At 69.4% G+C, this 21,090-nt stretch carries 16 protein-coding genes; 6 read left to right on the top strand and 10 right to left on the bottom strand.

The window, feature by feature from the left end:
- Positions 1-15: 15 nt before the first annotated feature.
- The 4 genes from OG758_RS07645 to OG758_RS07630 all read right to left on the bottom strand — a co-directional run bounded on the left by OG758_RS07645 (position 16) and on the right by OG758_RS07630 (position 4,613).
- Positions 16-1,635, bottom strand: a complete 1,620-nt coding sequence (locus tag OG758_RS07645; RefSeq protein ID WP_326709265.1) for a restriction endonuclease fold toxin-2 domain-containing protein — start codon at positions 1,633-1,635, stop codon at positions 16-18.
- A 161-nt stretch (positions 1,636-1,796) separates the two neighbouring features.
- Positions 1,797-2,696 (bottom strand): hypothetical protein, encoded by a 900-nt coding sequence (locus OG758_RS07640; RefSeq protein ID WP_326709264.1) that lies wholly within the window; start codon positions 2,694-2,696, stop codon positions 1,797-1,799.
- Positions 2,693-3,703, bottom strand: coding sequence for an SPFH domain-containing protein (locus OG758_RS07635; RefSeq protein WP_326709263.1), 1,011 nt, complete (start codon positions 3,701-3,703; stop codon positions 2,693-2,695). Before OG758_RS07635 ends, OG758_RS07640 begins: the two co-directional genes overlap by 4 nt.
- A gap of 97 nt (positions 3,704-3,800) precedes the next feature.
- Positions 3,801-4,613, bottom strand: a complete 813-nt coding sequence (locus OG758_RS07630) for an SAM-dependent methyltransferase (RefSeq protein WP_326709262.1) — start codon at positions 4,611-4,613, stop codon at positions 3,801-3,803.
- Between the two features lie 154 nt (positions 4,614-4,767).
- Between OG758_RS07630 and OG758_RS07625 the strand changes: the two genes are divergently transcribed.
- Complete coding sequence (locus tag OG758_RS07625) at positions 4,768-5,688, top strand: GNAT family N-acetyltransferase (protein WP_326709261.1); 921 nt, start codon at positions 4,768-4,770, stop codon at positions 5,686-5,688.
- Positions 5,689-5,856: 168 nt separating this feature from the next.
- A complete protein-coding gene (locus OG758_RS07620; RefSeq protein ID WP_326709260.1) occupies positions 5,857-6,912 on the top strand; it encodes a metallophosphoesterase family protein in 1,056 nt (351 codons plus the stop codon).
- A gap of 30 nt (positions 6,913-6,942) precedes the next feature.
- Here OG758_RS07620 and OG758_RS07615 read toward each other — a convergent pair whose 3' ends face one another.
- On the bottom strand, positions 6,943-7,707 hold the full coding sequence (locus tag OG758_RS07615) for a crotonase/enoyl-CoA hydratase family protein (protein WP_326709259.1): 765 nt from the start codon (positions 7,705-7,707) through the stop codon (positions 6,943-6,945).
- Between the two features lie 134 nt (positions 7,708-7,841).
- On the opposite strand from OG758_RS07615, the gene OG758_RS07610 reads away from it, so the two are divergent.
- Entirely contained in the window at positions 7,842-9,725 is a 1,884-nt protein-coding gene (locus OG758_RS07610; protein WP_326709258.1) for an ABC transporter ATP-binding protein, read from the top strand.
- Between the two features lie 78 nt (positions 9,726-9,803).
- Here the strand turns inward: OG758_RS07610 and argG are convergent, their stop codons facing one another.
- Together argG and OG758_RS07600 are read right to left on the bottom strand one after the other, a co-directional pair.
- Positions 9,804-11,252: an argininosuccinate synthase gene (gene argG, locus OG758_RS07605; protein ID WP_326709257.1), complete on the bottom strand. Its 1,449-nt coding sequence runs from the start codon at positions 11,250-11,252 to the stop codon at positions 9,804-9,806.
- Positions 11,253-11,379: 127 nt separating this feature from the next.
- Positions 11,380-11,973, bottom strand: a complete 594-nt coding sequence (locus OG758_RS07600) for a dihydrofolate reductase family protein (RefSeq protein WP_326709256.1) — start codon at positions 11,971-11,973, stop codon at positions 11,380-11,382.
- 314 nt (positions 11,974-12,287) lie between these two features.
- Between OG758_RS07600 and OG758_RS07595 the strand changes: the two genes are divergently transcribed.
- Complete coding sequence (locus OG758_RS07595; protein ID WP_326715841.1) at positions 12,288-13,574, top strand: MFS transporter; 1,287 nt, start codon at positions 12,288-12,290, stop codon at positions 13,572-13,574.
- A gap of 69 nt (positions 13,575-13,643) precedes the next feature.
- On the opposite strand, the gene OG758_RS07590 is transcribed toward OG758_RS07595, so the two are convergent.
- Complete coding sequence (locus OG758_RS07590) at positions 13,644-16,361, bottom strand: molybdopterin-dependent oxidoreductase (protein WP_326709255.1); 2,718 nt, start codon at positions 16,359-16,361, stop codon at positions 13,644-13,646.
- Positions 16,358-17,185 (bottom strand): FAD binding domain-containing protein, encoded by an 828-nt coding sequence (locus OG758_RS07585; protein WP_326709254.1) that lies wholly within the window; start codon positions 17,183-17,185, stop codon positions 16,358-16,360. The genes OG758_RS07590 and OG758_RS07585 overlap by 4 nt, the downstream gene beginning before the upstream one ends.
- Positions 17,186-17,285: 100 nt before the next feature.
- Between OG758_RS07585 and OG758_RS07580 the strand changes: the two genes are divergently transcribed.
- On the top strand, positions 17,286-18,251 hold the full coding sequence (locus tag OG758_RS07580) for an antibiotic biosynthesis monooxygenase (RefSeq protein WP_326709253.1): 966 nt from the start codon (positions 17,286-17,288) through the stop codon (positions 18,249-18,251).
- 47 nt (positions 18,252-18,298) lie between these two features.
- Here the strand turns inward: OG758_RS07580 and OG758_RS07575 are convergent, their stop codons facing one another.
- Positions 18,299-18,604 (bottom strand): acyl-CoA dehydrogenase family protein, encoded by a 306-nt coding sequence (locus OG758_RS07575; protein WP_326709252.1) that lies wholly within the window; start codon positions 18,602-18,604, stop codon positions 18,299-18,301.
- Between the two features lie 20 nt (positions 18,605-18,624).
- On the opposite strand from OG758_RS07575, the gene OG758_RS07570 reads away from it, so the two are divergent.
- The gene (locus OG758_RS07570; RefSeq protein WP_326709251.1) at positions 18,625-21,015 is read left to right on the top strand and encodes an ATP-binding SpoIIE family protein phosphatase; all 2,391 of its coding nucleotides are present in this window, start codon (positions 18,625-18,627) and stop codon (positions 21,013-21,015) included.
- The last annotated feature ends 75 nt before the right edge of the window (positions 21,016-21,090 follow it).

Raw genomic sequence — 21,090 nt, 5'->3', positions numbered from 1 at the left:
AGATTTCCTTCCGAGCTATGGGGCGTACTGTGAAGTGCCCTTCACGCCCTTCTGGGCCATCAGGGTCTGCCAATAGGACGCGGCGTCCTCATCGTTCGTGATGATCTCCAAGCCGTGGATCTCCTTGTGGTCGGCCATGGCGGTCTTGTATTGTTTCAGCTCGACCTCGTCCAGGCCCTTGAAAAAGGATTGCTTGTTGAACTTCTTCTTACCCTCGGCGTTGTACGTGTCTGCCACCTCATTGAAGGTCTCCGGCTTACGCCAGCAGTCATCCTTGTTCTTCACGTACTTGGAGTCAATCATGTAGCCGTCCGATGGCCGCATCCCGTCGGCGGCTTTGTTCTTCGCTTTATTGGACGATGGTACGGGAATCAGGCGTTCGGGGTACCCTGCCGTGCGCAATTGGTATGCGTTCTCGGGCGCTTTGGGATCGGTTGCCTTACTTCCCAGACCCAAGGGCCGCAACCCATTGACGAATGAGTCGAATTCCTTGCGTTCTGCCGCACTCAACAGGCGCGTCGTGCCTGGCGCAGGCGGAACCGGAGGCGCGTGTGGAATGTTCGCGTCTGGGTCAACATAGGACGCGGGCACGATCCCCGGCGCACCACTGTTGTACGAGGCCAGGACCAGAGGCACCGGTGCCGGCACGGGCAGGGGGATGAACGGCGAGAAGGGCAGGCCGGGTCGGCTGTCCGATCCGCGGGGGAGCTTCACTCGCTTCTCCGCACTGTCCAGAGCGTGTGCGACGTCGCCGAGTCGATGAATCCATGGGTCGTTGAGGACGGCGTCTTTGAGGCCACCGTCATCGCCGTTGCCCCCGAACATCGGCGAGTCCCAAGGGGTGTCGACGTGGAAGAGGTCCAGCTTGTGCTGCTGGATCTTCAGCTTCGCATCATCGACATGATCCGCGTAGCGGTCGCATGCCTTGGCCAGCTGATGGCATGCGGCCACCAGGTTCGCGACTAGAGCCTCATCATGCTGCGCATTGTCGGGCGGTGAGGCGAACCCGACAAACCCTGCAAAGTATTTGCGGAACGAGTCCGCAGCCTCTCCGGAGTGCGCCTTGTCGGCGGTGTGCGCGCAGGCTTGGGCATCTTCCAGGATGCGCAGCATCAGCTTCCCGCCCGCACGCCACGATCCGGCCACGTCTCGAAGCTTCTCCGGGGAGCCACGGAACCGGTCACTCATGCCCCCTGGAGCGTATTGGTCCCAAGCCGAGGTCTCACCGATGACCTCTTCCAGCTCCTGCCCCCGGCCGAGGAAACTCTCCTCGCAGTCCTCATAGGGATCGCCCATGCTGTCGGTCAAGTCGACCTGCTTGCCCAGAATCTTCGAGGCGATCTCGCTCTCTTTGGCCAAGAACTCCCGTGCCGTGTGCATCAGACCCCGTCCGGTCTCGCTCATCACCAGAGTGCTGAAGCCCATCTTGTCCAGCGTCGTAGAGGCGGCCGACTTGTAGACCTTGGCGAACTCATGGCCGGCATCGTCATCGCCTGCCATGCCCTTCTGCCGGGCCAGTTCATGGAACAGGGCGATGGTCGCACTCCGCAGTCCGGGCATCACGTGCTTGACCATCATCATTGAGGCTTTGATCATGCCGCTGCTGATCAGTTGCAAGTCAGCGGGCATCCCCATGGTCGATCTCCTCCCCGATTGCGAACGCAGGATCGTCGCTACTCCGTTCTATCCCATCAAGATCCAACGGTTCCAGGCGGCATCAGGACAGCAGGAGTCACCCCCTGGCCTCAGGGGAGGCGCGGGCTCTCGAACACCGTCAGTAGTCGCCGGGGTGCCGGTCAGGCCACTAGCCGCAGCCGTTCCCGGGCCCGTCCCACTCGCACCGTCTGACCCCAGGTCAGTTCCAGCGCGTCGCTCTCCACGCCGTCGCCGAAGGCGACCAGGCGGTCGGACTCGACCGTGACGCGCAGACGGTCGGCGGGGCCGAGGGAGCCCTGAACCTGGGACGTTCCGGTGGCGGGGGAGGGCCAGGCCTCCCGCACGAACCAGAGCAGCCGGGGCTCCGTCGGGCCCGGCAGCGGCAGTGTGCTCGCGTGCTGTTGCCACAGTGAATGCAGCCAGCCGGTGGCGCCGGTCCCGGTGCCGACCAGGACGCCCGAGGAGGCCTGGGGCTCGGGCGAGTGGGTGTCGTCGTCGGGGCCGATCCGGTAGCGCGCCGTCTGGTGCGACGGTGGACCGAGGTAGATCTCGTTGAGCGCGAGCAGCCGCTGTGTGTCGTCGGCGACCGCCTCCACCATGGTGAGTTCGTCGGCGGATGCCCGGCCGGAAACGGCGGCCGGCAGCAGTTTCGCCGCGTCGGCCGCCCGGTGCCGCACCAGAACCCCCGGATTGCGCCCCGGGTCCGCGTCGATGCCGACGACCGGCTGGCCCGACAGATACTTGGCCGCGTTCGCGACCAGACCGTCCTGCCCGACGACGATCACCACGTCCTCCGGGCCGAACAGGAACCGGTCCAGATCCGCCCGCTCGAGACGGGTCCTGCGCCACGACAGCGGCACGGCCGCCGCGACCTCCGCGAGGGCGCGCGCCGTACGGTGATGGCGCTCGGCCACCTCCTCGACGGAGCGCCCGCGCGAGGAGAGGAAGAAGGCGGCCTGGCCGTGCGTGCCGTGCCGGGCCAGCAACTCCTCGTACTCCGTGGTCCGGTGGACCAGTACGGCGCGCGGGGCGAGCGTCACGGTCGCTCACCCCGGTCGTGGCCGAGCCGGGCGAGCAGGCCCGTGAGTACGTCGGGGGAGAGGGTCAGGTTCTCGATCCGCGGCACGTTCTGTGCCAGTTGCGTGGCGGCGAGGGCGTGCAGGGTCGCGGCGTCGACCTCGGAGTGGACCCGCAGCCACGCCTCCTGCGCATGCGCCCGCGCCTCACCGACCGCGCGCGCCGCCTCCGCCTCGCCGCCGGCCAGGCGCACCGCCCGCGCGGCCTCCGCCTCGGCGCGTACCGCGTCCGCCGCCGCGTTCTCCTCGGCCTCGCGGCGCGCGTTCGTGCCGCGCTGCTCCACCAACTGTTCTTCCTGCCGCGCCAGTTCGATGCGGCTGCCCAGCTCGTTCTCGGCGATGACGCGCTCCCGCTCGACCGCCACCGCGCGCCGCTCGTACGTCGCCCGGTCCGCCTCCTGCTGGATCCGCTCCCTCGCCGGCGTGCGCAGCGCCCGCTCCACCTCGGGTTCGGGGCGCAGCGCCACGACGCGCACGGTGACGACCTCCACGCCGGTGGCGGGCAGCCGGGGTTCGGCGGCGAGGCCCGCCGCGACCCGTTCGCGCACGGCCGTCACACCGTCGGCGAGGGCTTCCGCGAGCGGGGTGCGCGCCAGGACGTCCAGCGCGTGCTGCTGCGCCGTCTCCGTGAGCAGTGCCGACAGCTGCTCCAAGGGTGTGCCTCGCCAGGCGCCGGTGTCCGGGTCGAGCGAGAAGTCGAGCCGGGCGGCGGCGAGCGCGGGGTCGCTGATCCGGTACGTCACCGAGGCCTGCACGGCGACGTCCTGGAAGTCGGCGGTCCGCGCGTGGAACGTGACCGCCAGCTCCCGGTCGTCCACGGGTACTTCGGACAGTGCCGCGCTCAGCGCCCGGAACCAGAAGCTCAGGCCCGTGCCGTCGTGGGCGAGCGCGCCGCGCTTGTGGTGGCGGATGTGGGCGGTGGGCGCGGAGCGCAGGTGGTGCAGTCCGAAGCGTCGCTTGATGTCGGCCATGGCAGAACCCCCTGGTCGTTTTCGTCATGGCGACGATATGGCGCACCATGAATATAGTCAAGGTGACCATAAAGATTTTTTAGGGGGCGGCCCAGGGTTACGGCTTGCGCGCCACCCCCGCGTACAGCGGCACCGGCGAACCGTTCCTGACCTCGTCCACGCCGAGCTCCGCGTGCCAGTCCGGCAGCCACACGATCCCGGGTTCCAGCAGGTCGAGCCCGTCGAAGAAGCGGCCCATCTCCTCGCGCGAGCGCGGCACGAGCGTCACCCCGCCCGCCGCGTACATCGCCACGGCCTCCCGCGTCCGCTCCGGATCGAAGTCCCCGGCGAGCTGCGACAGGACCAGATGGCTCCCCGACGGCAGCGCGTCCACCAGGGTGCGCACGAGGTCGTGGGCGCCGTCCGAGTCCGGGACGAAGTGGAGCAGCGCGATGAGTGACAGCGTCACCGGGCGGTCGAACTCCAGGATGTTCGCCGCGAGTTCAAGGATCTTCTCCGGCTCCCGCACGTCCGCCGAGAGGTACTCGGTGCGGCCCTCCGGGGTGCCACGCAGGAGCGCCCCCGCGTGGGCGAGCACGATCGGGTCGTTGTCCACGTACACGACACGCGCGTCCGGTGCGGCGCCCTGGGCGATGCGGTGGAGGTTGGGCTCGGTCGGGATGCCGCTGCCGATGTCCAGGAACTGGCGCGCCCCGGCCGCGCCTGCCAGATGCCGTGTGGCGCGCTGCATGAACCAACGGTTGTGCTGAGCCGCGTACTTGGACTGCGGTTCGAGCGCCACGATCTGCCGGCCGAGCTCCTCGTCGACCGGATAGTTGTCCTTGCCGCCCAGGAACCAGTCGTAGACCCGTGCGGGATGCGGCTTGCTGGTATCGATCCGGTCGACGGACGGCGGCGTGATCTCCCCCATGCGGCAACTCCCTTGTGAAGAGGCTCAGTTCGGTCAGGTGTCCGATCATCGTGCCTCAGTGGTCGCGGCGGAGGGAGGCGATCGGGAAGGATGGGCCCGGCATGGATCAAGGGCGGCGGACCAGGGTGCGCCGCGCAGGAACGGAGAGGCGACGATGACGCGACCGGACCCCCACACCTCCGGTAACCACCGGACCGCAGGCACCCCCGAGGTGCCCGAGCGACTCGACATCACCCGGGCCACGCTCGACGACTGGGCCGTCATCAGTGGCTGGGCCGCGGAAGAGGGCTGGAACCCGGGCCTCGCAGACGCCCGCAGCTTCTTCGCCCAGGATCCCGACGGCTTCTTCATCGGCCGGGTCGACGGCGAGCCGGCCTCCGCGATCTCCGTGGTCAACTACGGCGACGACTACGCCTTCCTCGGCTTCTACCTCGTACGGTCCGACCTGCGCGGCCGCGGCTACGGCATCGCCACCTGGGAGGCGGGCCTCGCGCACGCGGGAAGCAGGACGGTCGGCCTCGACGGCGTCCCCGCCCAGCAGGACAACTACCGCAAGTCCGGCTTCGAACTGGCGCACACGACCGTCCGTTACGCAGGCGTACCGCAGGCCCCGCGCCCGGCCCCCGGCGACCCCGCACCCGGCACCGTCATTCCCGTCGCCGAGGCGGGCGGCCTCAAGTCCATCGCCCTGTACGACAGTGCCTGCTACCCCGCGGAGCGCCCCCGCTTCCTCGCCTCCTGGCTCGCCGGTGACGGGCATCGCGCGCTCGCCCGCGTCGTCGACGGCCGCGTCACCGGCTACGGCGTCATCCGCCCGGGCCGCGAGACCTTCCGCGTCGGCCCGCTGTTCGCGGACACCCCGCAGGACGCCCGTGCGCTGTTCGACGCCCTGCTCGCCACGGTCGGCCGGGCCCCGGTCGCCGTGGATGTGCCCGAATCCAACCCGGCGGCCGTGGCGCTGGCCGCGGCGTACGGTCTGACCCCCGGGTTCGCCACGGCCCGCATGTACACCGGCCCCGTCCGGCCGTTCGCCCAGGAAAGGATCTTCGGCATCACCACTCTCGAACTGGGCTAAAGGGACATCGAGGCACATCGGCCGCGGCGATATCTCGAAAAGGTAACTGGGCTAGACCAGTCTTAAGGCGTCGGTCACCTCCGGTACGTCGTCAGGCCATCGCGACCCGTAACGCTCGGGGCGACCAACCACCCGGACACGGGGGCAGTCGCTTTGGAGGAAACACCGATGGATCGCAGATCGTTCATGGCCACGACCGGGCGCGCGACGCTCGCGGGCGGCGCGCTCGCCGCGACCGGCTCCCTGGTCTCCGCGCCCGCGGCCGACGCCGCACCCGCCGCCGAGCCCGCGGCCCAGCGCCACGGCGACGGCGGGACCGTGCGGTTCAACATCATCAGCGACATCCAGGGCGACCTGACGGACTTCGGCAAGGCGCTCGACGACCTGCACTCGGTCAACCCCCGCAGCGCGGGCCTCGGCATAGCCGGCGACATCACCCCGCGCGGCTACGACTTCGAGTACGCGGCCGTCCGCCAGACCCTGGACAAGCACCCGCACCCCAAGAACGTGGCGTGGGCCATCGGCAACCATGAGTTCTACGTCCCGAAGTACAGCGACCCGAACACTCTCGCCCAGGCGACCTGGCCCAACGGCACCACGGAGGACTCCCTCTTCCGCAGCTTCTACACGTTCGCGGAGCGGGGCGAGGTCTACTCGGAGACCTCGTTCGGCGGCGTGCCGGTCCTCAGCCTCGGCACCGAGCGCTACTCCCACTACCACGACGCGAAGCTGTGGGACGAGGTGTGGATCAGCGACGAGCAGTTCGCGTGGCTCGATGACCGGCTCGCCTATTGGGCGCGCCGCCGCCGTCCCGTCATGGTCCTGACCCATCACCCGCTGCCCAACACCGTGTCGGGCACGCACAACAAGCTGTACATGAGTGACTACCTCCAGCCCGACCGGCTCCTGTCGATCCTGGGCCGCCACAAGGACGTGTTCCTGTTCTCCGGGCACACGCACTGGGACCTCAACCTGTCCGACTGGGTGGTGCGCCGCGTCGTCCCCGGCACCGGCAACCTCGAAGGGTTCACCGTCGTCAACACCGCCGCCGTGCAGGTCGGTTGGATGGACGACGGCAAGGGTGGCGAGGTCTCGCTCGGCGGCGCCTTCAACCAGGGGCTCCAGGTCGAGGTGGGCCCCCGCTCGGTCGTCATCAAGGCGCGTGACTTCACCACCGGCACGTGGCTGAAGCAGCTGACGGTGCCGCTGCACACCTCCGGCTGATCGTTCGCCGGGGGCGGGCGCGGCGGCGGGTCACGTGTCGGTGAACGACCCGTGCCGCCCCGCCCCCGACGCGAACCGCGCGGCCCCCTTCAGGCTCTCCTCCAGCACGGCTGTCCCGTAACGCAGTTCACCTACCATGGCCACCTCTTCGTCCTGGCCCGCCTGGTCCAGGACGGAGGCGCGGTCGCCGCGCATGCAGGCCTGCGGGAAGTCCGCGATGCGCTCCGCGAGCTCCTCCGCCTCGGCGCGCGCCCGGCCGGGCGGCACAAGGCAGTTGGCGAGCCCTATCGCGTACGCCTCCGGGGCGGGTACCGGGCGGCCCGTCAGGATCAGGTCCATGGCGCGGCTCTCGCCGATGAGCCGCGGCAGACGCACCGTGCCGCCGTCGATGAGGGGTACACCCCAGCGCCGGCAGAACACCCCGAACACGGCGTCCTCCTCGGCGACCCGCAGATCGCACCAGAGCGCCAGTTCGAGACCGCCGGCCACCGCGTGCCCGCTCACGGCGGCGATCACCGGCTTGGACAGCCGCAGGCGGGTCGGGCCCATCGGCCCGTCGCCCTCCTCGGCCACCCGGTTGCCGCGCTCCGTGCCGATGGCCTTGAGGTCGGCGCCCGCGCAGAACGTGCCTCCTTCGCCCCAGAGCACCGCTACGCGTGCGGATTCGTCGGCGTCGAACTCCTTGAAGGCGGCGGCCAGCTCGGCGGCCGTGGGCCCGTCGACCGCGTTGCGGACCTCGGGGCGGGACAGTACGACCGTGGTGACATGCCCTCGGCGCTCGACGCGGACCGGCATCCGGACCCTCCTGAGTGATCGTCACTGGGTGATGCCCAGCCTGGCACGTCGCCCGCGCCCCTCCCAGACGCCCCCACCGAGAATTGAACCCTTCTGTTGACCTCAACTTTGCTTTAGGTCTTACCGTCTACTTCATGAGCATGGAGACCACGGCGTGGACGCAGCTGCACAGCGTCATGAACGCCCAGCAGGACACCCGACCCTTCGCCCCCGCCACCCTGCGCCGCATCGCAGCCTTCGCGCGTCCGCACCGGCGCCGGATCACCCAGTTCGTCGTCCTGAGCGTGGTCACCGCCCTGACCGCCGTGGCGACCCCCGTTCTCGCGGGGCACGTCGTCAACGCCATCGTCGCCGGCAAGCACGAGAACACCGTCATCCGCCTGGCACTCCTCATCGCCGTGATCGCCCTCGCGGAGGCGGGCCTCGGCCTCGTCGCCCGGTGGCTCTCGTCCAATCTCGGCGAGGGTCTGATCCTCGACCTGCGCACCGCCGTCTTCGACCACGTGCAGCGCATGCCTGTGGCCTTCTTCACGAGGACCCGCACCGGCGCCCTCGTCAGCCGGCTCAACAACGACGTGATCGGCGCGCAGAGAGCGTTCAGCAACACGCTCTCCGGCGTGGTCGGCAATGTCGTGACCCTGCTCCTCACCCTCGCCGTCATGCTCACGCTGTCCTGGCAGATCACGCTCCTCGCCCTCGTACTCCTGCCGGTGTTCGTGGTGCCCGCGCGGCGCATGGGTACACGGATGGCCCGGCTCCAGCGCGAGGCGGCCGCGCACAACGCGGCCATGGGAACCCGGATGACCGAGCGGTTCTCGGCGCCCGGCGCCACGCTGATCAAGCTGTTCGGCCGGCCCGGTGACGAGTCCGCCGAGTTCGCCGCCCGCGCATCCCGCGTACGGGACATCGGCGTCCGCACGGCCATGGCGCAGTCCGCGTTCATCACCGCGCTCACCCTCGTCTCGGCCCTCGCCCTCGCGCTCGTCTACGGCCTGGGCGGCTACTTCGCCATCGAAGGCACCCTCGACGCGGGAGCCGTCGTCTCCCTCGCCCTGCTCCTCACCCGCCTCTACGCGCCGCTGACCTCCCTGGCCGGGGCCCGCGTCGAGGTCATGAGCGCCCTCGTCAGCTTCGAGCGCGTCTTCGAGGTGCTCGACCTCAAGCCGCTGATCGACGAGAAGCCGGACGCCCGAGAGGTGCCCGAGGGGCCGGTCGCCGTGGAGTTCGAGGACGTCCGCTTCGGCTACCCGTCCGCCGACAAGGTCTCCCTCGCCTCTCTCGAAGAGGTCGCCTCGCTCGACACCCGCGGGGGCGCCGAGGTCCTGCACGGCATCTCGTTCCGCGCCGAACCCGGCCAGACCGTCGCCCTCGTCGGCACCTCCGGCGCCGGCAAGTCGACCGTCGCCCAGCTCATGCCCCGCCTCTATGACACCGACGAGGGCGCCGTACGCATCGGCGGGATCGACGTCCGCGACCTGACCGCCGTATCCCTGCGCGAGACCCTCGGCATGGTCACCCAGGACGGCCACCTCTTCCACGACAGTGTCCGCGCCAACCTCCTCCTGGCCAGGCCCGGAGCGAGCGAGGACGACCTGTGGGACGTCCTTCGCCGCTCCCGCCTGGAGGACCTGGTCACCTCCCTGCCCGACGGCCTCGACACCGTCGTCGGCGAGCGCGGCTACCGCCTCTCAGGCGGCGAACGCCAGCGCATGACGATCGCCCGCCTCCTCCTCGCCCGGCAGCGCGTCGTCATCCTCGACGAGGCGACCGCCCACCTGGACAACACGTCCGAGGCGGCCGTGCAGGAAGCGCTCGCGGAGGCGCTCGAAGGCCGTACCGCCGTCGTGATCGCCCACCGCCTGTCCACGATCAGGTCGGCCGACCAGATCCTGGTGGTCGAGGACGGCCACATCGTGGAGCGCGGTACCCACGAGACGCTCCTCGCCGAGGACGGCCGGTATGCGGAGCTGTACCGCACACAGTTCGCGAACCCGGCGGACGTGGTGGAAGCCGCGTAGTCGCCTCGAAAGAGCGAGGAGGAGTGGGTGGCCGCAGCGGCCACCCACTCCTCCTCGCTCACGCCCTGCCTGTCGGTGCTAGTCGGTGCCGGACTCCATCGCGGCGCGGTCGAGGAGCTCGTCCTCCTCGGAGACCTCACCGCGGGAAGCGATGATCTCGGCGCCGCCCTCCGGCATCGCGCCGATCAGGCCCGTCGCCGCCGCCTGTGCGGCGCCGATCAGCTCGGGGTGCGTCGTGCCGACGATGCCGAGGCCCGCGTACTGCTCGAGGCGGGCGCGCGAGTCGGCGATGTCGAGGTTGCGCATGGTGAGCTGGCCGATGCGGTCCACCGGGCCGAACGCCGAGTCCTCGGTGCGCTCCATCGACAGCTTGTCCGGGTGGTAGCTGAACGCCGGGCCCGTGGTGTTGAGGATCGAGTAGTCCTCGCCTCGACGCAGCCGCAGCGTCACCTCGCCGGTGACGGCCGAGCCGACCCAGCGCTGCAGCGACTCGCGGACCATCAGCGCCTGCGGGTCCAGCCAGCGGCCCTCGTACATCAGCCGCCCGAGGCGCCGGCCCTCGTTGTGGTACTGGGCGAGGGTGTCCTCGTTGTGGATCGCGTTCACGAGGCGCTCGTACGCGGCGTGCAGCAGCGCCATGCCCGGGGCCTCGTAGATGCCGCGGCTCTTCGCCTCGATGATCCGGTTCTCGATCTGGTCCGACATGCCCATGCCGTGGCGGCCGCCGATCGCGTTCGCCTCCATGACCAGGTCGACGGCGGAGGCGAACGCCTTGCCGTTGATCGTCACCGGGCGGCCCTGCTCGAAGCCGATCGTGACGTCCTCGGCGGCGATCTCCACGGACGGGTCCCAGAACCGCACGCCCATGATGGGCTGGACGGTCTCCACGCCGGTGTCGAGGTGCTCCAGCGTCTTGGCCTCGTGGGTGGCGCCCCAGATGTTGGCGTCGGTCGAGTACGCCTTCTCGGTGCTGTCGCGGTACGGCAGGTCGTGGGAGACCAGCCACTCCGACATCTCCTTGCGGCCGCCCAGCTCCGTCACGAAGTCGGCGTCGAGCCACGGCTTGTAGATGCGCAGATGCGGGTTGGCCAGCAGGCCGTAACGGTAGAACCGCTCGATGTCGTTGCCCTTGAACGTCGAGCCGTCGCCCCAGATCTGGACGTTGTCCTCGAGCATCGCCCGTACCAGGAGGGTGCCGGTGACGGCGCGGCCCAGGGGCGTCGTGTTGAAGTAGGCACGGCCGCCCGAGCGGATGTGGAACGCGCCGCACGCGAGCGCGGCCAGGCCCTCCTCCACCAGTGCCGCACGGCAGTCGACCAGGCGCGCGATCTCGGCACCGTAGGTCTTGGCACGGCCGGGCACCGACGCGATGTCGGGCTCGTCGTACTGGCCGATGTCGGCGGTGTAGGTGCACGGGACGGCACCCTTGTCGCGCATCCACGCGACCGCGACGGAGGTGTCGAGGCCGCCAGAGAAGGCGATGCCGACGCGCTCGCCGGCGGGAAGGGAGGTGAGAACCTTAGACATAGGAAGAGTATGCATCCCAAAGAATGATTATGCAAAGGGGGGTGGTCCCTTTGTGACGCCATCTTCTGTGACGCCTCCTTCATCGTGACCGCGGAGGAGGCGCGGCGCACCGCGGGGCGACCCGGGTTCAGGCCGTGTATCCCTGGGCGTCCCGGACGATCCCGTACGTGAGCGCCGCGAGGCCGTCGCCGACGGTGCGGGTGTCGAGGAGGCGCAGCGGCAGCTCGGCGCCTGTCTCGCCGAAGAGACGCTCGCCGGCCCCCAGCACGACCGGGTGGACGATCAGCCGCAGCTCGTCGGCCAGACCGTGCTCGAGCAGCGTGCGCACGAGCCTGCGGCTGGCATAGACGACGATGTCCCCGTCCAGCTCCTGCTTCAGCTTCGAGACCTCGGCGACCACCTCGCCGTCGAGGACCGTCGAGTTGTTCCACTCGGGGTCGACGAGGGTCGAGGACACGACGTACTTGGGCAGGGCGTTCAGCCGCTCCGCCCACGCGCCGCTCCGGGCCGGCCACCGGGCCGCGAACCACTCGTAGCTCCTCCGGCCGAGCAGCAGCGCCTTCGTGCCGAGCGCCTCGTCGAACTCGACCTTGGTCCACTCCAGCCGGTCCTTGTCCGCCATCCGGTCGAACCAGCCCCCGCGCCCGAAGCCCTCCTCGCCGGTCGGGTCCTGGACGACCCCGTCGAGCGAGACGTTCTCGCTGATCACGATTTTTCCCATGTCGGTCTCCTTCGGTACGGGCTAGTGTCGGGGCGGCGAGCAACCCAAGAGGAGTGAGAAATGCCCGGTCGTACGCGCACGCTTTGACGCTGCAGGCCGTGATCGGCCCGTCATCGCGTGCTGCCCTTGTCGTGTGGCACAGCGAGCTCTCTCCCGCCTGAACCGTCGGTGCGCCTTTTGCGCACCCGGTGGCAGCCTCGTCGTCTGCACTGCAAGGGATCCCTGTGCCCTCCGCGCCCTCTGGTTCCTCTGAGTCCTCAGCGCCCTCCGATTCCTCCGGGGTATCCGCTTCCGGCCGACCTGCTTCCCCAAGCCTGTGGCGGGACCGCGACTTCCGCCGACTCTGGGTGGGCCAGACGGTCTCCCAACTCGGAGAACACACAACACTGGTGGTGCTGCCGCTCTGCGCCGTCCTGACGCTCGACGCCGGCGCCGGCGAGCTGGGCGTCCTGCGCGCCGTGGGGCAGGCGCCGATCCTGCTGCTCTCGCTCCTGGTCGGCGCGTGGGTGGACAGGTGGCGCACCCGCACGGTGATGGTGCTGGCCGACGCGGGCCGCGCGCTGGTCCTGGGCGCCGCCGCCGCGGCAGGGCTCCTCGGCGCGCTCGGCCTGCCCGCGCTGCTCGTGACCGGCTTCTCCGTCGGCGCCCTCTCCGTGTTCTTCGACGTGGCCTACCAGGCATCTCTCGTACGGCTCGTAGAACGCGATCAGCTGGTGCGGGGCAACAGCGCGCTGGAGGGCAGCCGCTCCGCCGCCCAGATCGCCGGCCCCGCACTAGGCGGGGCGCTGGTCTCACTCCTGACGGCGCCGATCGCTGCCGCGTCCGGCGCTCTCCTCTTCGCGCTGTCGTTCCTGTCGATCCGACGGATCCGCCGCGGCGAGTCGGTCCAGGAGCCCACGCAAGAGGGATCGCAGCGTCTCCGGGAGCCCGCTCAACCGCCCTCGCGGCGCCCTCCGCGGGTGTGGCGGCGGATCCGCGAGGGCCTCCGCTTCGTCGTCGGCGACACCTCGCTGCGGGCCGTGTGCCTCGCCTCGGCCGCCTTCCAGTTCTCGCTGGCGGCGACGATGACCGTCTATCTGCTCTTCCTGCCACGGGAACTGCACCTGTCCGGCACGGAGGTCGGTCTCGCGCTCGCGGCCACGGGGCCGGGCGCGCTCCTCGGCTCGCTGCTGGCAGCCCGCCTGCCGGGCCGCTTCGGGCACGGCGTGGTGCTCGTGTCCGCGGCGGCACTCGGCGACGGAGCGTTCCTGTTCGTGCCCGCGCTGCACGGTTCCTCCGCCGGAACGGTTCTCGCCCTCGTCGCGGTCAGCCTCGTGTTCGGGACCTTCGGCCAGCTGGTGAACGTCACCGTGATGGGCGTCCGGCAGGCCCTGACCCCGGACGGGATGCAGGGCCGGGCGGCGGCGACCATCACCTTCGTCGGCATGGGCCTGACCCCGCTCGGCTCGCTGCTCGGCGGTTTCCTCGCGGAGGAATGGGGGCTGCGCGTCAGCCTCGCGGTGACGGCTGCAGGGATGCTGCTGTCCCCGTTGCTGATGGCGCTGTCCCCGCTGGCCCGCCTGGGACGGACGCTTCCGGCCCGCCGGCTTCTTGTGGACTGATGCTGTCGCCGGGTTTCCATGTACGGGGTGCTGACCCGATACCTAGACAAGGCTGGACGAGGGCGAGGCTCAGGCCGTCCGTATCGACCGGTTCTCCTTGAGCCGGCTGTAGATGCGTTCCGGCGTCAGGGGCAGTGCGCGGTAGCGGACACCCGTGGCGTCGTGGAGCGCGTTCGCCAGGGCGGGGGCCACCGGGTTGATGCAGCATTCCGCCATCCCCTTCGACCCCATGGGCCCGAAGGAATCCGCCGACTTCACCAGGAGCAGTTCCGTGCGGGGGACATCGGCGTAGGTGGGGATGCGGTAGTTGCGGAGGTTCGGGTTGGCCATGGTTCCGCCCGCGTCGACCTGGTAGTTCTCGGTCAGCGCGAAGCCGATGCCCTGGGCCACCCCGCCCTCCACCTGACCCCGGACCTGCGCCGGGTTGATGACGACGGCCGCGTCGGTGGCCTGAACGCTGTAGAGGATGCGGATCTCGCCCGTCACCTGGTGCACCGCGATCTTGAACCCCTGCGTGTTGGACACGACGCTTCGGGGCGATCCGTAGGCCTTGCGTGCGGCGGTGAACCGGATGCCGCGCGCGCGGGCCAGCGCGACGAGTTCGGCCAGCGGCACGTGCTGGTCCCCGCAGACGACTTCCCCGTCGCCCAACGAGCACATGACCACGTGGACACCCGTGTGCGCGGCGGCGAATTCGAGGATGCGGTCGCGTACGGCGTTGGCCGCGCGGAGTACGGCGTTGCCCGCCACGAAGAGTCCCGCGCTCGCGAACGCGCCGGTGTCGAATCCCGTGCGGTCGGTGTCCGACTGCACGAGGCGAATGCGCGAAGGCGTCGTCCCCAGTTGGTTGGCCGCGATCTGGACGTGCGCGGTCGACGTGCCCTCGCCGAACTCGACCGTGCCGATGGCCAGTTCGTACACGAGGTCGTCGCCGAGGGTGACCCAGGCCTCGGAGAGGTGCTCGGTAGGGGGCGCGGTCTCGTGCAGGGAACTCGCGACCCCGGACCCCACCAGCCACCCGGGGCCGGGCGGCGGCTCGCTGACCGTACGGGCCATGGCGTGGTCCACGAGATCGACGCACCTGCCGAGCCCGTTCTCGTTGAACATCACGTCGTCGGGGCCGTCGTGCATGGCGACGAGCGGGTCGCCCGGCCGCACGATGTTGCGCCGTCGCAGTTCGAGCGGGTCGAGGTGCAGGGCGCGGGCCAGTTCGTCCATCGCCGATTCCACGGCGAACGCCGGCTGCGTCATCCCGTAACCGCGCAGCGCGCCGCTCGGCACGGTGTTGGTGTAGACGGAGAACCCGTCGAACTTCTTGTTGGGGCAGCGGTAGATCATGATGGCGGCGCCGCCCGCGTACAGGGTCTCGCCGCCGTGGTTGCCGTAGGCGCCCGTGTTCGACACATTGCGGACCTGGACGGCTGTCAGCGTGCCGTCCGCCTTCGCGCCGAGCCTGACCGTCAGCTTCATCGGGTGCCGCGGCGAAGCCGTCGTGAACTCCTCCTCGCGGGTGTACTCGAAGCAGACGGGCCGCCCGGTGTCCAGGGCGGCGAGCGCCGCCAGATCCTCCGAGATGACCTCCTGCTTGCCGCCGAACCCGCCACCGACCCGCTTGCAGAACACGCGGAGCTGATCCGGGCGCAGCGCGAAGAGATGCGCGAGCTTGACCTTCGCGATCGACGGCGACTGCGAACTGGTACGCACGTTCAACCGGCCGTTCTCCACCCAGGCGATCGAGCCGTGGGTCTCGAGATGCGCGTGCTGCACACGCGGCGACGAGTACGTTCCTTCATGGATCACGTCGGCCTCGGCGAACCCCGCGTCGACATCGCCGATGTGCGAATGGATCTCCAGCAGGATGTTGCGGACGGAATCGCGGACGAACGGGTCGTCCGTACCGTGCAGTTGGGGAGCACCGTCGGCCATCGCGGCCTCGGGGTCGAACACCGCCGGCAGCTCCTCGTACTCCACCTCGACCCTTCGGCAGCCCTCTTCCGCCGCGCCGACCGTGTCGGCCACGACCGCGGCGACGCGCTGGCCGACGAAGCGGACTCTGTCGTCGAGGATGTACGTGTCGTCCGGATCGACGAGGTGGTCGGTGTGGATCGCCGTGGAGAACCGCCTGCGCGGCACGTCCTCCCAGGTGTAGACGCGATGCACACCCGGCACCGCCAGCGCGGCGCTCTTGTCGATCGACACGATCCGTGCGTGCGCGTGCGGCGAGTGCACCACCTTGAGGTGCAGCAGGCCCTCGACATCGGTGTCCATCGTGAACTCGGCGCGCCCGGTCACCACTTCATCGCCCGCCGGGGCGCCGACGCTCGTCCCGACGGCCTTTCCCGGCGTGGCGGTCTCGACGCCGGTGACGCCCTTCACGGCGTCCTCGATGGCCCGGTAGCCGGTGCAACGGCAGAGGTTGCCCTTCAGTGCGCGAGGAAGGTCCGCCTTCTGTGCCTCGGTGAAGGTGGCCGATGTCATGATCATCCCTGCGGTGCAGAAGCCGCACTGGAACCCCGGGGCCTCGCGGAACTGCCGCTGCATCGGGTGCAGTTGCCCGGGAGACCCGAGCCCCTCGATCGTGGTCACCTCATGGTTCTCAGCGCGGAAGGCGGGGGTGATGCAGCTGTGCACCGGAGCGCCGTCCAGCCACACCGTGCACGCGCCGCAATCGCCCGCGTCGCATCCCTTCTTGACGCCGTGGTGGCCGAGCGATCGCAGGAAAGTCCGCAGACACTGGCCAGGGCCCGGCTGTTCGTCGAAGTTCTTGCCGTTCACGACGTACGTCATGGCACGTCACCGGCCGACAGCTCGCGTCGAATCTCTTCGGCGAAGTACTTCGTCAGATGGCGGCGGTGATCGGGGGTCCCGTTGGGATCCGCGAACCAGAGGCCGGCGGGGATGGCGTCCAGGCTCTGCCGCAGCGTCGAGGCATCGGGCAGGGCATCGAACGCGAGGCGCACAGGCCGTGTCGTACCGGCGGTGACGGTGAGCAACAGGTCGCTCGTGCCCGGTGTTTGAGTGCCGACGAGGAACACCGTCGAACGGCCGAGACGGGTCAGTGCGAAGCGGCGGTGGGCGGTGCTTTTCCTCAGGGCGTGGGCCGGAATGCCGACGCGCCGCAGGATCTCCCCGGGGCCGAGCACGTTCTGATGGTCGCCGGTCACGAAGTCGAGGGCATCGACGGTGCGCGTGGAACCGTCGGGAGCCCACAGCTCGTACCGTGCCTCCAGCGCGACCGTCAGCGTGATCATGGGCCCGGCAGGCAGGGACAGGCAGATATTGCCGCCCACGGTCGCCGAATTCCACACCTTGAACGAGGACAAGAAAGCTTCGCAGCTTTTCGCGAAAAGAGGGCCCGCGGTCCACTCATCCGGAAAAGCAAAGGAATAAAGATCGCGAATCGTGCATGTCGCGCCGATCTCGAGGCCGGTGCGGCCGGCGACGAGGGGATCCCAGCCCAACGCCGTCAGGTCGACCAGCCGGCGCAGACTCGGCTGCTCCACGGAGAACAGCCAGGTACCGCCCGCAAGCCACGCATCGCCTTCGCGCCAGTCCGCGCCGGGCCGGTCGAGCGGGCGCCGGACGACTTCCGTGATGGTGTTGAGGTCCATGGAGACCGGTCTCTCGCGCGGCAATCGTGCGACGGATATTCCCCGAGCATCGTGAGAATTCAAGTGTCGTTGGAATTCCCTGTGAACTAGACTACGCCGTATGGGTATCCGTGCAAGCGGCAGTGCGACCGTCGTGACCTCCCAGAAGGTGCGGGCCGGACTCGACGAGGAGTACGACCGCTGGCAGGAAAAGGTGAACCGGGCCGTTCGGGACTTCGACGGGTTCAAGGGAACGGAGACCTATCCTCCCGGATCGGGCGAGGATCACGAATGGGTTGTCGTGTTCCGTTTCGCCGGGACGGACCAGCTCACGGCGTGGCTGGACTCCGCCGTCCGCCGCGAGTTGCTCGCCGAAGGCAGCGCCTTGCTGGACGGCCCCCCGACCCAGGAAGTCCTCGCCGGTGGCCATATCGAGGAGCCCGACCGGGAGCAGGGGGTCACGGCCGTCATCTCGCACGACGTGCGGCCGGGCAGGGAGCAGGAATTCGAGCGCTGGCAGGAAAAGGTCCTGAGGGAGCAGGAGAAATATCCGGGCTTCATGGGAACGGAATTCTTCAAGCCCGTCGAGGGAATCCAGGACCACTGGGTGGTCGTTTTCCGTTACGACACGCGTGAACATCTTGACGCCTGGCTGGACTCCAGCACCAGGGAGCGCCTTCTGGAGAAGGGGCGTGACTATTTCGCGTCCTACGAGGTCCGCAAGGTGGGGACGGCGTTCGGCGGCTGGTTCCGGTTCGGCTCGGACGAGGGCGAGGAGGTCCCGCCCAACTGGAAACAGGCCATGACCGTCGTGCTGGCGCTCTATCCCACCGTCATGGTCCTGAATCTGACCGTGGGTCATGAGTTCGACGTCCTGGGCGTCCCCGGATACCTCGGTCTGTTCTTCAGCAACATACTGAGCGTCAGCATTCTGACCTGGCTGCTGATGCCGCTGGTGAACCGGGCCCTGACCTTCTGGCTCCGGCCCGGCCGGACCCGCCACGTACGCGTCGACGTGGCAGGCGCGGCGCTCGTGGCCCTGTGCTGGGCCCTGACCGTCCTCATCTTCGCCCTGACGACGGGCTGACGCCCGCGTCCTTTCCCGCGGACAGGGCCAGGGTGCGGCCTGCCACCTCATCCGGTGAGCTCCTTGCCGAAGGTGTTCCGGGCGGTGATCCACTTGTGGATCTCGTCGGTTCCCTCGTATATCTCGCCGATCTTGCTGTCGCGGTAGATCGCCTCGACCGGTCCCGGCGGACCATCCGCGCTGAACTCGCGAGCGAAGCCGAGGCCGCCGAAGGCCTGGACGGCATGGCGGGCCACGTCGACCGCGAGTGGGGTCCGGCGAGGGATGTTCGACGTCCCCGCGCTCGGGCAGCGGCGGTGACCTGCGGCGAAGCCGTGCCGCGGGGCCGCAGGCGTAGCCTTGAATTCAGACATTTCAGTACTGGGCAGGTCGCATGGCCACGATGCACGCATCATGCGAGACCGGTCATAAGAACCCTTTCGACACGACCACAGCAGCGATGATCGTGCTGGATGCGCAGGGGAGAGTGACTGGCTGGAGTCCTGGAGCCCGCAATCTCTACGGTGCCGACACCCGAGATGTGCTCGGCCGCTCGGTGAGCGAGGTTCTGCCGGATGTTCGGCTCCGGGGCGACACGCTGCAGGGCTTCGGGGCAGCGGGGGCACCGGACCCCGGGGAAGCCCGGACCGAGAGACGTACCGTTCGACGCCCGGACGGGGCGCTGGTGGAGACGGTCTTGCGCATCTTTCCGGTCGAGCAGGACCGGGGGAGGCCCGCCTGGGTCCTGATGGCGGCGGCAAGCGACCGCTATCAGGAGTGGGTGACCGACCAGTCGATGCTGTCCGGACTCTTCACCCAGGCTCCCGTGGGGCTCAGCGTCTACGGCCCTGACGCCCACCTCAACTGGGCCAACGACGTCGTGCAGCAGGTCATGGGCTGGCGCGCCGGTGAATGGGAGGGCCGAGCCAACAGGGTGCTCTATCCGCACGGCACCATCCTGTCCCCTCCTCGCTACCACGAGACGGAGGAGGTACTGGAGGAAGTGCTGCGCACCGGCGAAGCCGTGCTCGACGTCCATTGGCGCGGGCCCACCCCCGCCACCTGCGAGTACTACCGGGTCTACTCGTGCTCGTACTTCCGCCTGCACGACGACGCGGGCCACCCCCTGGGCGTCTGCGAGGCGTCCGTCGATGTCACCGATCGCTACGAGGCACAGACTCGCCTGGCGCTGCTCAGCCGAGCCAGCGGGATCGGTACCACGCTCGACGTCGGGAAAACGGCGGAGGAACTCGCGGGGCTCGTGGTCCCGGATCTCGCCGACTCCGTACGGATCGAGGTCGCGGAGTCGGTCCTGGCCGGAGAAATGGCCCCGTCCTCGGCCTCCGGTGCACCGACGGGGCTACGGCTCATGGCGGAGCGCACCACGAGCGCCCCCTCCGTCGCGCAAAGTGACGCCTTGCTGGGTGTCATCGGCAGTCGGCCGATGAGCGCGCACCAACGCCTGCTGGCCGTGCCCCTGCTCCTGGGCGGCAGCACGCTCGGCACGGTCACCCTCCTGCGGCAGCCGCCCCGTGCACCGTTCACCGAGGAGGACCGCGCCCTCGCCGAAGAACTGGCATCGCGCACCGCGGTGTGCGTGGACAACGCTCGCCGCTACGTCCGCGAGCACACCACGGCGCTGAAACTGCAGCGCGACCTCCTCCCGCGAGAACTACCGCAACCGAGTGGCATCGAGGTCGCGCACCGCTACATCCCCACCACCGGTCCTCTCGGAGTCGGCGGCGACTGGTACGACGTGATTCCGCTGTCGGGCGCCCGCGTCGGGTTGGTGGTCGGTGACGTGGTGGGGCACGGGGTGGACGCCGCGGCCACCATGGGACGGTTGCGCACGAGCGTGAGGGCACTGGCCGCCCTGGACCTGCCGCCGGACGAACTCCTCACCCGGCTCGACGACTTGGTGGGGCAGGCGCGCGTCGGAATACACCGGACGCCGGGCGACGAGGGGACGGACAGGGCGCTCGGGGCGACCTGCCTGTACGCCCTGTACGACCCCACCTCCCGTACCTGCGCCGTGGCCAGCGCGGGCCACCTCCCGCCGGTCGCCACCGGCCGTGCGACAGGCACCCGGCACGCTGAACCGCTCGACCTGCCCACAGGTCCCCCACTGGGCATCGGCGGGCTGCCTTTCGAGAGCGTGGAATTCGAGTTCGCCGAGGGTGCTGTCCTCGCCCTGTTCACCGACGGAATCGTCAAGGTGCGCGGCCGGGACGTGGACGAGGGAGTGGCGGACTTGTGCGGCGCCCTGGACGCCTTTGCCGGGTCCCTGCAGAAAGCGTGCGATGAGGTCGTCTCTCTGTGTGCCCCGGGATCCGCCGATGACGATGCCGCGCTGCTGCTGGTGCGCGTCCACGCCTTTCCCGAGGACAGCGTGGCCTCCTGGGATGTCTCCTCGGACCCGGCCGAGGTGGCCGGAGTCCGCGCACTGGTCCGGGAGAAGCTGGAGGACTGGGGGCTGCACGAGGCGGCGTTCGTCTCAGAGCTGGTCGTGAGCGAACTCGTCACCAACGCCATCCGATACGGCCGGCCCCCTGTCTCCCTGCGCCTGCTTCGGGATGTCGACCGCACACTGATATGTGAGATTTCGGACGGGGGCCACACCTCTCCGAATCTCCGCCACGCCGGCGACGAGGACGAAGGGGGGCGCGGCCTCTTCCTGGTGGCTCAGCTGACGGCCATGTGGGGCACGCGCTACGACCGCCAGGGCAAGACGATCTGGGCCGAGATCGGGCTGGGGCAGGAAGTACCACTGGACGTGTTTCTGTAGCCGTGAGTTCGATCCCTGGTCGGGCAGGAGTCCGAGGAGCCCTTCGCAGTACGGAATCGCGCTCTCGGATCTTCC

Source organism: Streptomyces sp. NBC_01474, assembly GCF_035918215.1.
Classification (GTDB): Bacteria; Actinomycetota; Actinomycetes; order Streptomycetales; family Streptomycetaceae; genus Streptomyces; species Streptomyces aureus.
Note: the sequence above shows the minus strand (reverse complement) of the source record. Positions and strands in the feature narration are given on the sequence as shown.

Excerpts from the sequence above, each read along its gene's own strand:
- OG758_RS07645 (WP_326709265.1), bottom strand. The coding sequence starts at position 1,635 with ATGGGGATGCCCGCTGACTTGCAACTGATCAGCAGCGGCATGATCAAA.
- OG758_RS07635 (WP_326709263.1), bottom strand. The coding sequence starts at position 3,703 with ATGGCCGACATCAAGCGACGCTTCGGACTGCACCACCTGCGCTCCGCG.
- OG758_RS07630 (WP_326709262.1), bottom strand. The coding sequence starts at position 4,613 with ATGGGGGAGATCACGCCGCCGTCCGTCGACCGGATCGATACCAGCAAG.
- OG758_RS07625 (WP_326709261.1), top strand. The coding sequence starts at position 4,768 with ATGACGCGACCGGACCCCCACACCTCCGGTAACCACCGGACCGCAGGC.
- OG758_RS07620 (WP_326709260.1), top strand. The coding sequence starts at position 5,857 with ATGGATCGCAGATCGTTCATGGCCACGACCGGGCGCGCGACGCTCGCG.
- OG758_RS07615 (WP_326709259.1), bottom strand. The coding sequence starts at position 7,707 with ATGCCGGTCCGCGTCGAGCGCCGAGGGCATGTCACCACGGTCGTACTG.
- OG758_RS07610 (WP_326709258.1), top strand. The coding sequence starts at position 7,842 with ATGAGCATGGAGACCACGGCGTGGACGCAGCTGCACAGCGTCATGAAC.
- argG (WP_326709257.1), bottom strand. The coding sequence starts at position 11,252 with ATGTCTAAGGTTCTCACCTCCCTTCCCGCCGGCGAGCGCGTCGGCATC.
- OG758_RS07600 (WP_326709256.1), bottom strand. The coding sequence starts at position 11,973 with ATGGGAAAAATCGTGATCAGCGAGAACGTCTCGCTCGACGGGGTCGTC.
- OG758_RS07590 (WP_326709255.1), bottom strand. The coding sequence starts at position 16,361 with ATGACGTACGTCGTGAACGGCAAGAACTTCGACGAACAGCCGGGCCCT.
- OG758_RS07585 (WP_326709254.1), bottom strand. The coding sequence starts at position 17,185 with ATGGACCTCAACACCATCACGGAAGTCGTCCGGCGCCCGCTCGACCGG.
- OG758_RS07580 (WP_326709253.1), top strand. The coding sequence starts at position 17,286 with ATGGGTATCCGTGCAAGCGGCAGTGCGACCGTCGTGACCTCCCAGAAG.
- OG758_RS07575 (WP_326709252.1), bottom strand. The coding sequence starts at position 18,604 with ATGTCTGAATTCAAGGCTACGCCTGCGGCCCCGCGGCACGGCTTCGCC.
- OG758_RS07570 (WP_326709251.1), top strand. The coding sequence starts at position 18,625 with ATGGCCACGATGCACGCATCATGCGAGACCGGTCATAAGAACCCTTTC.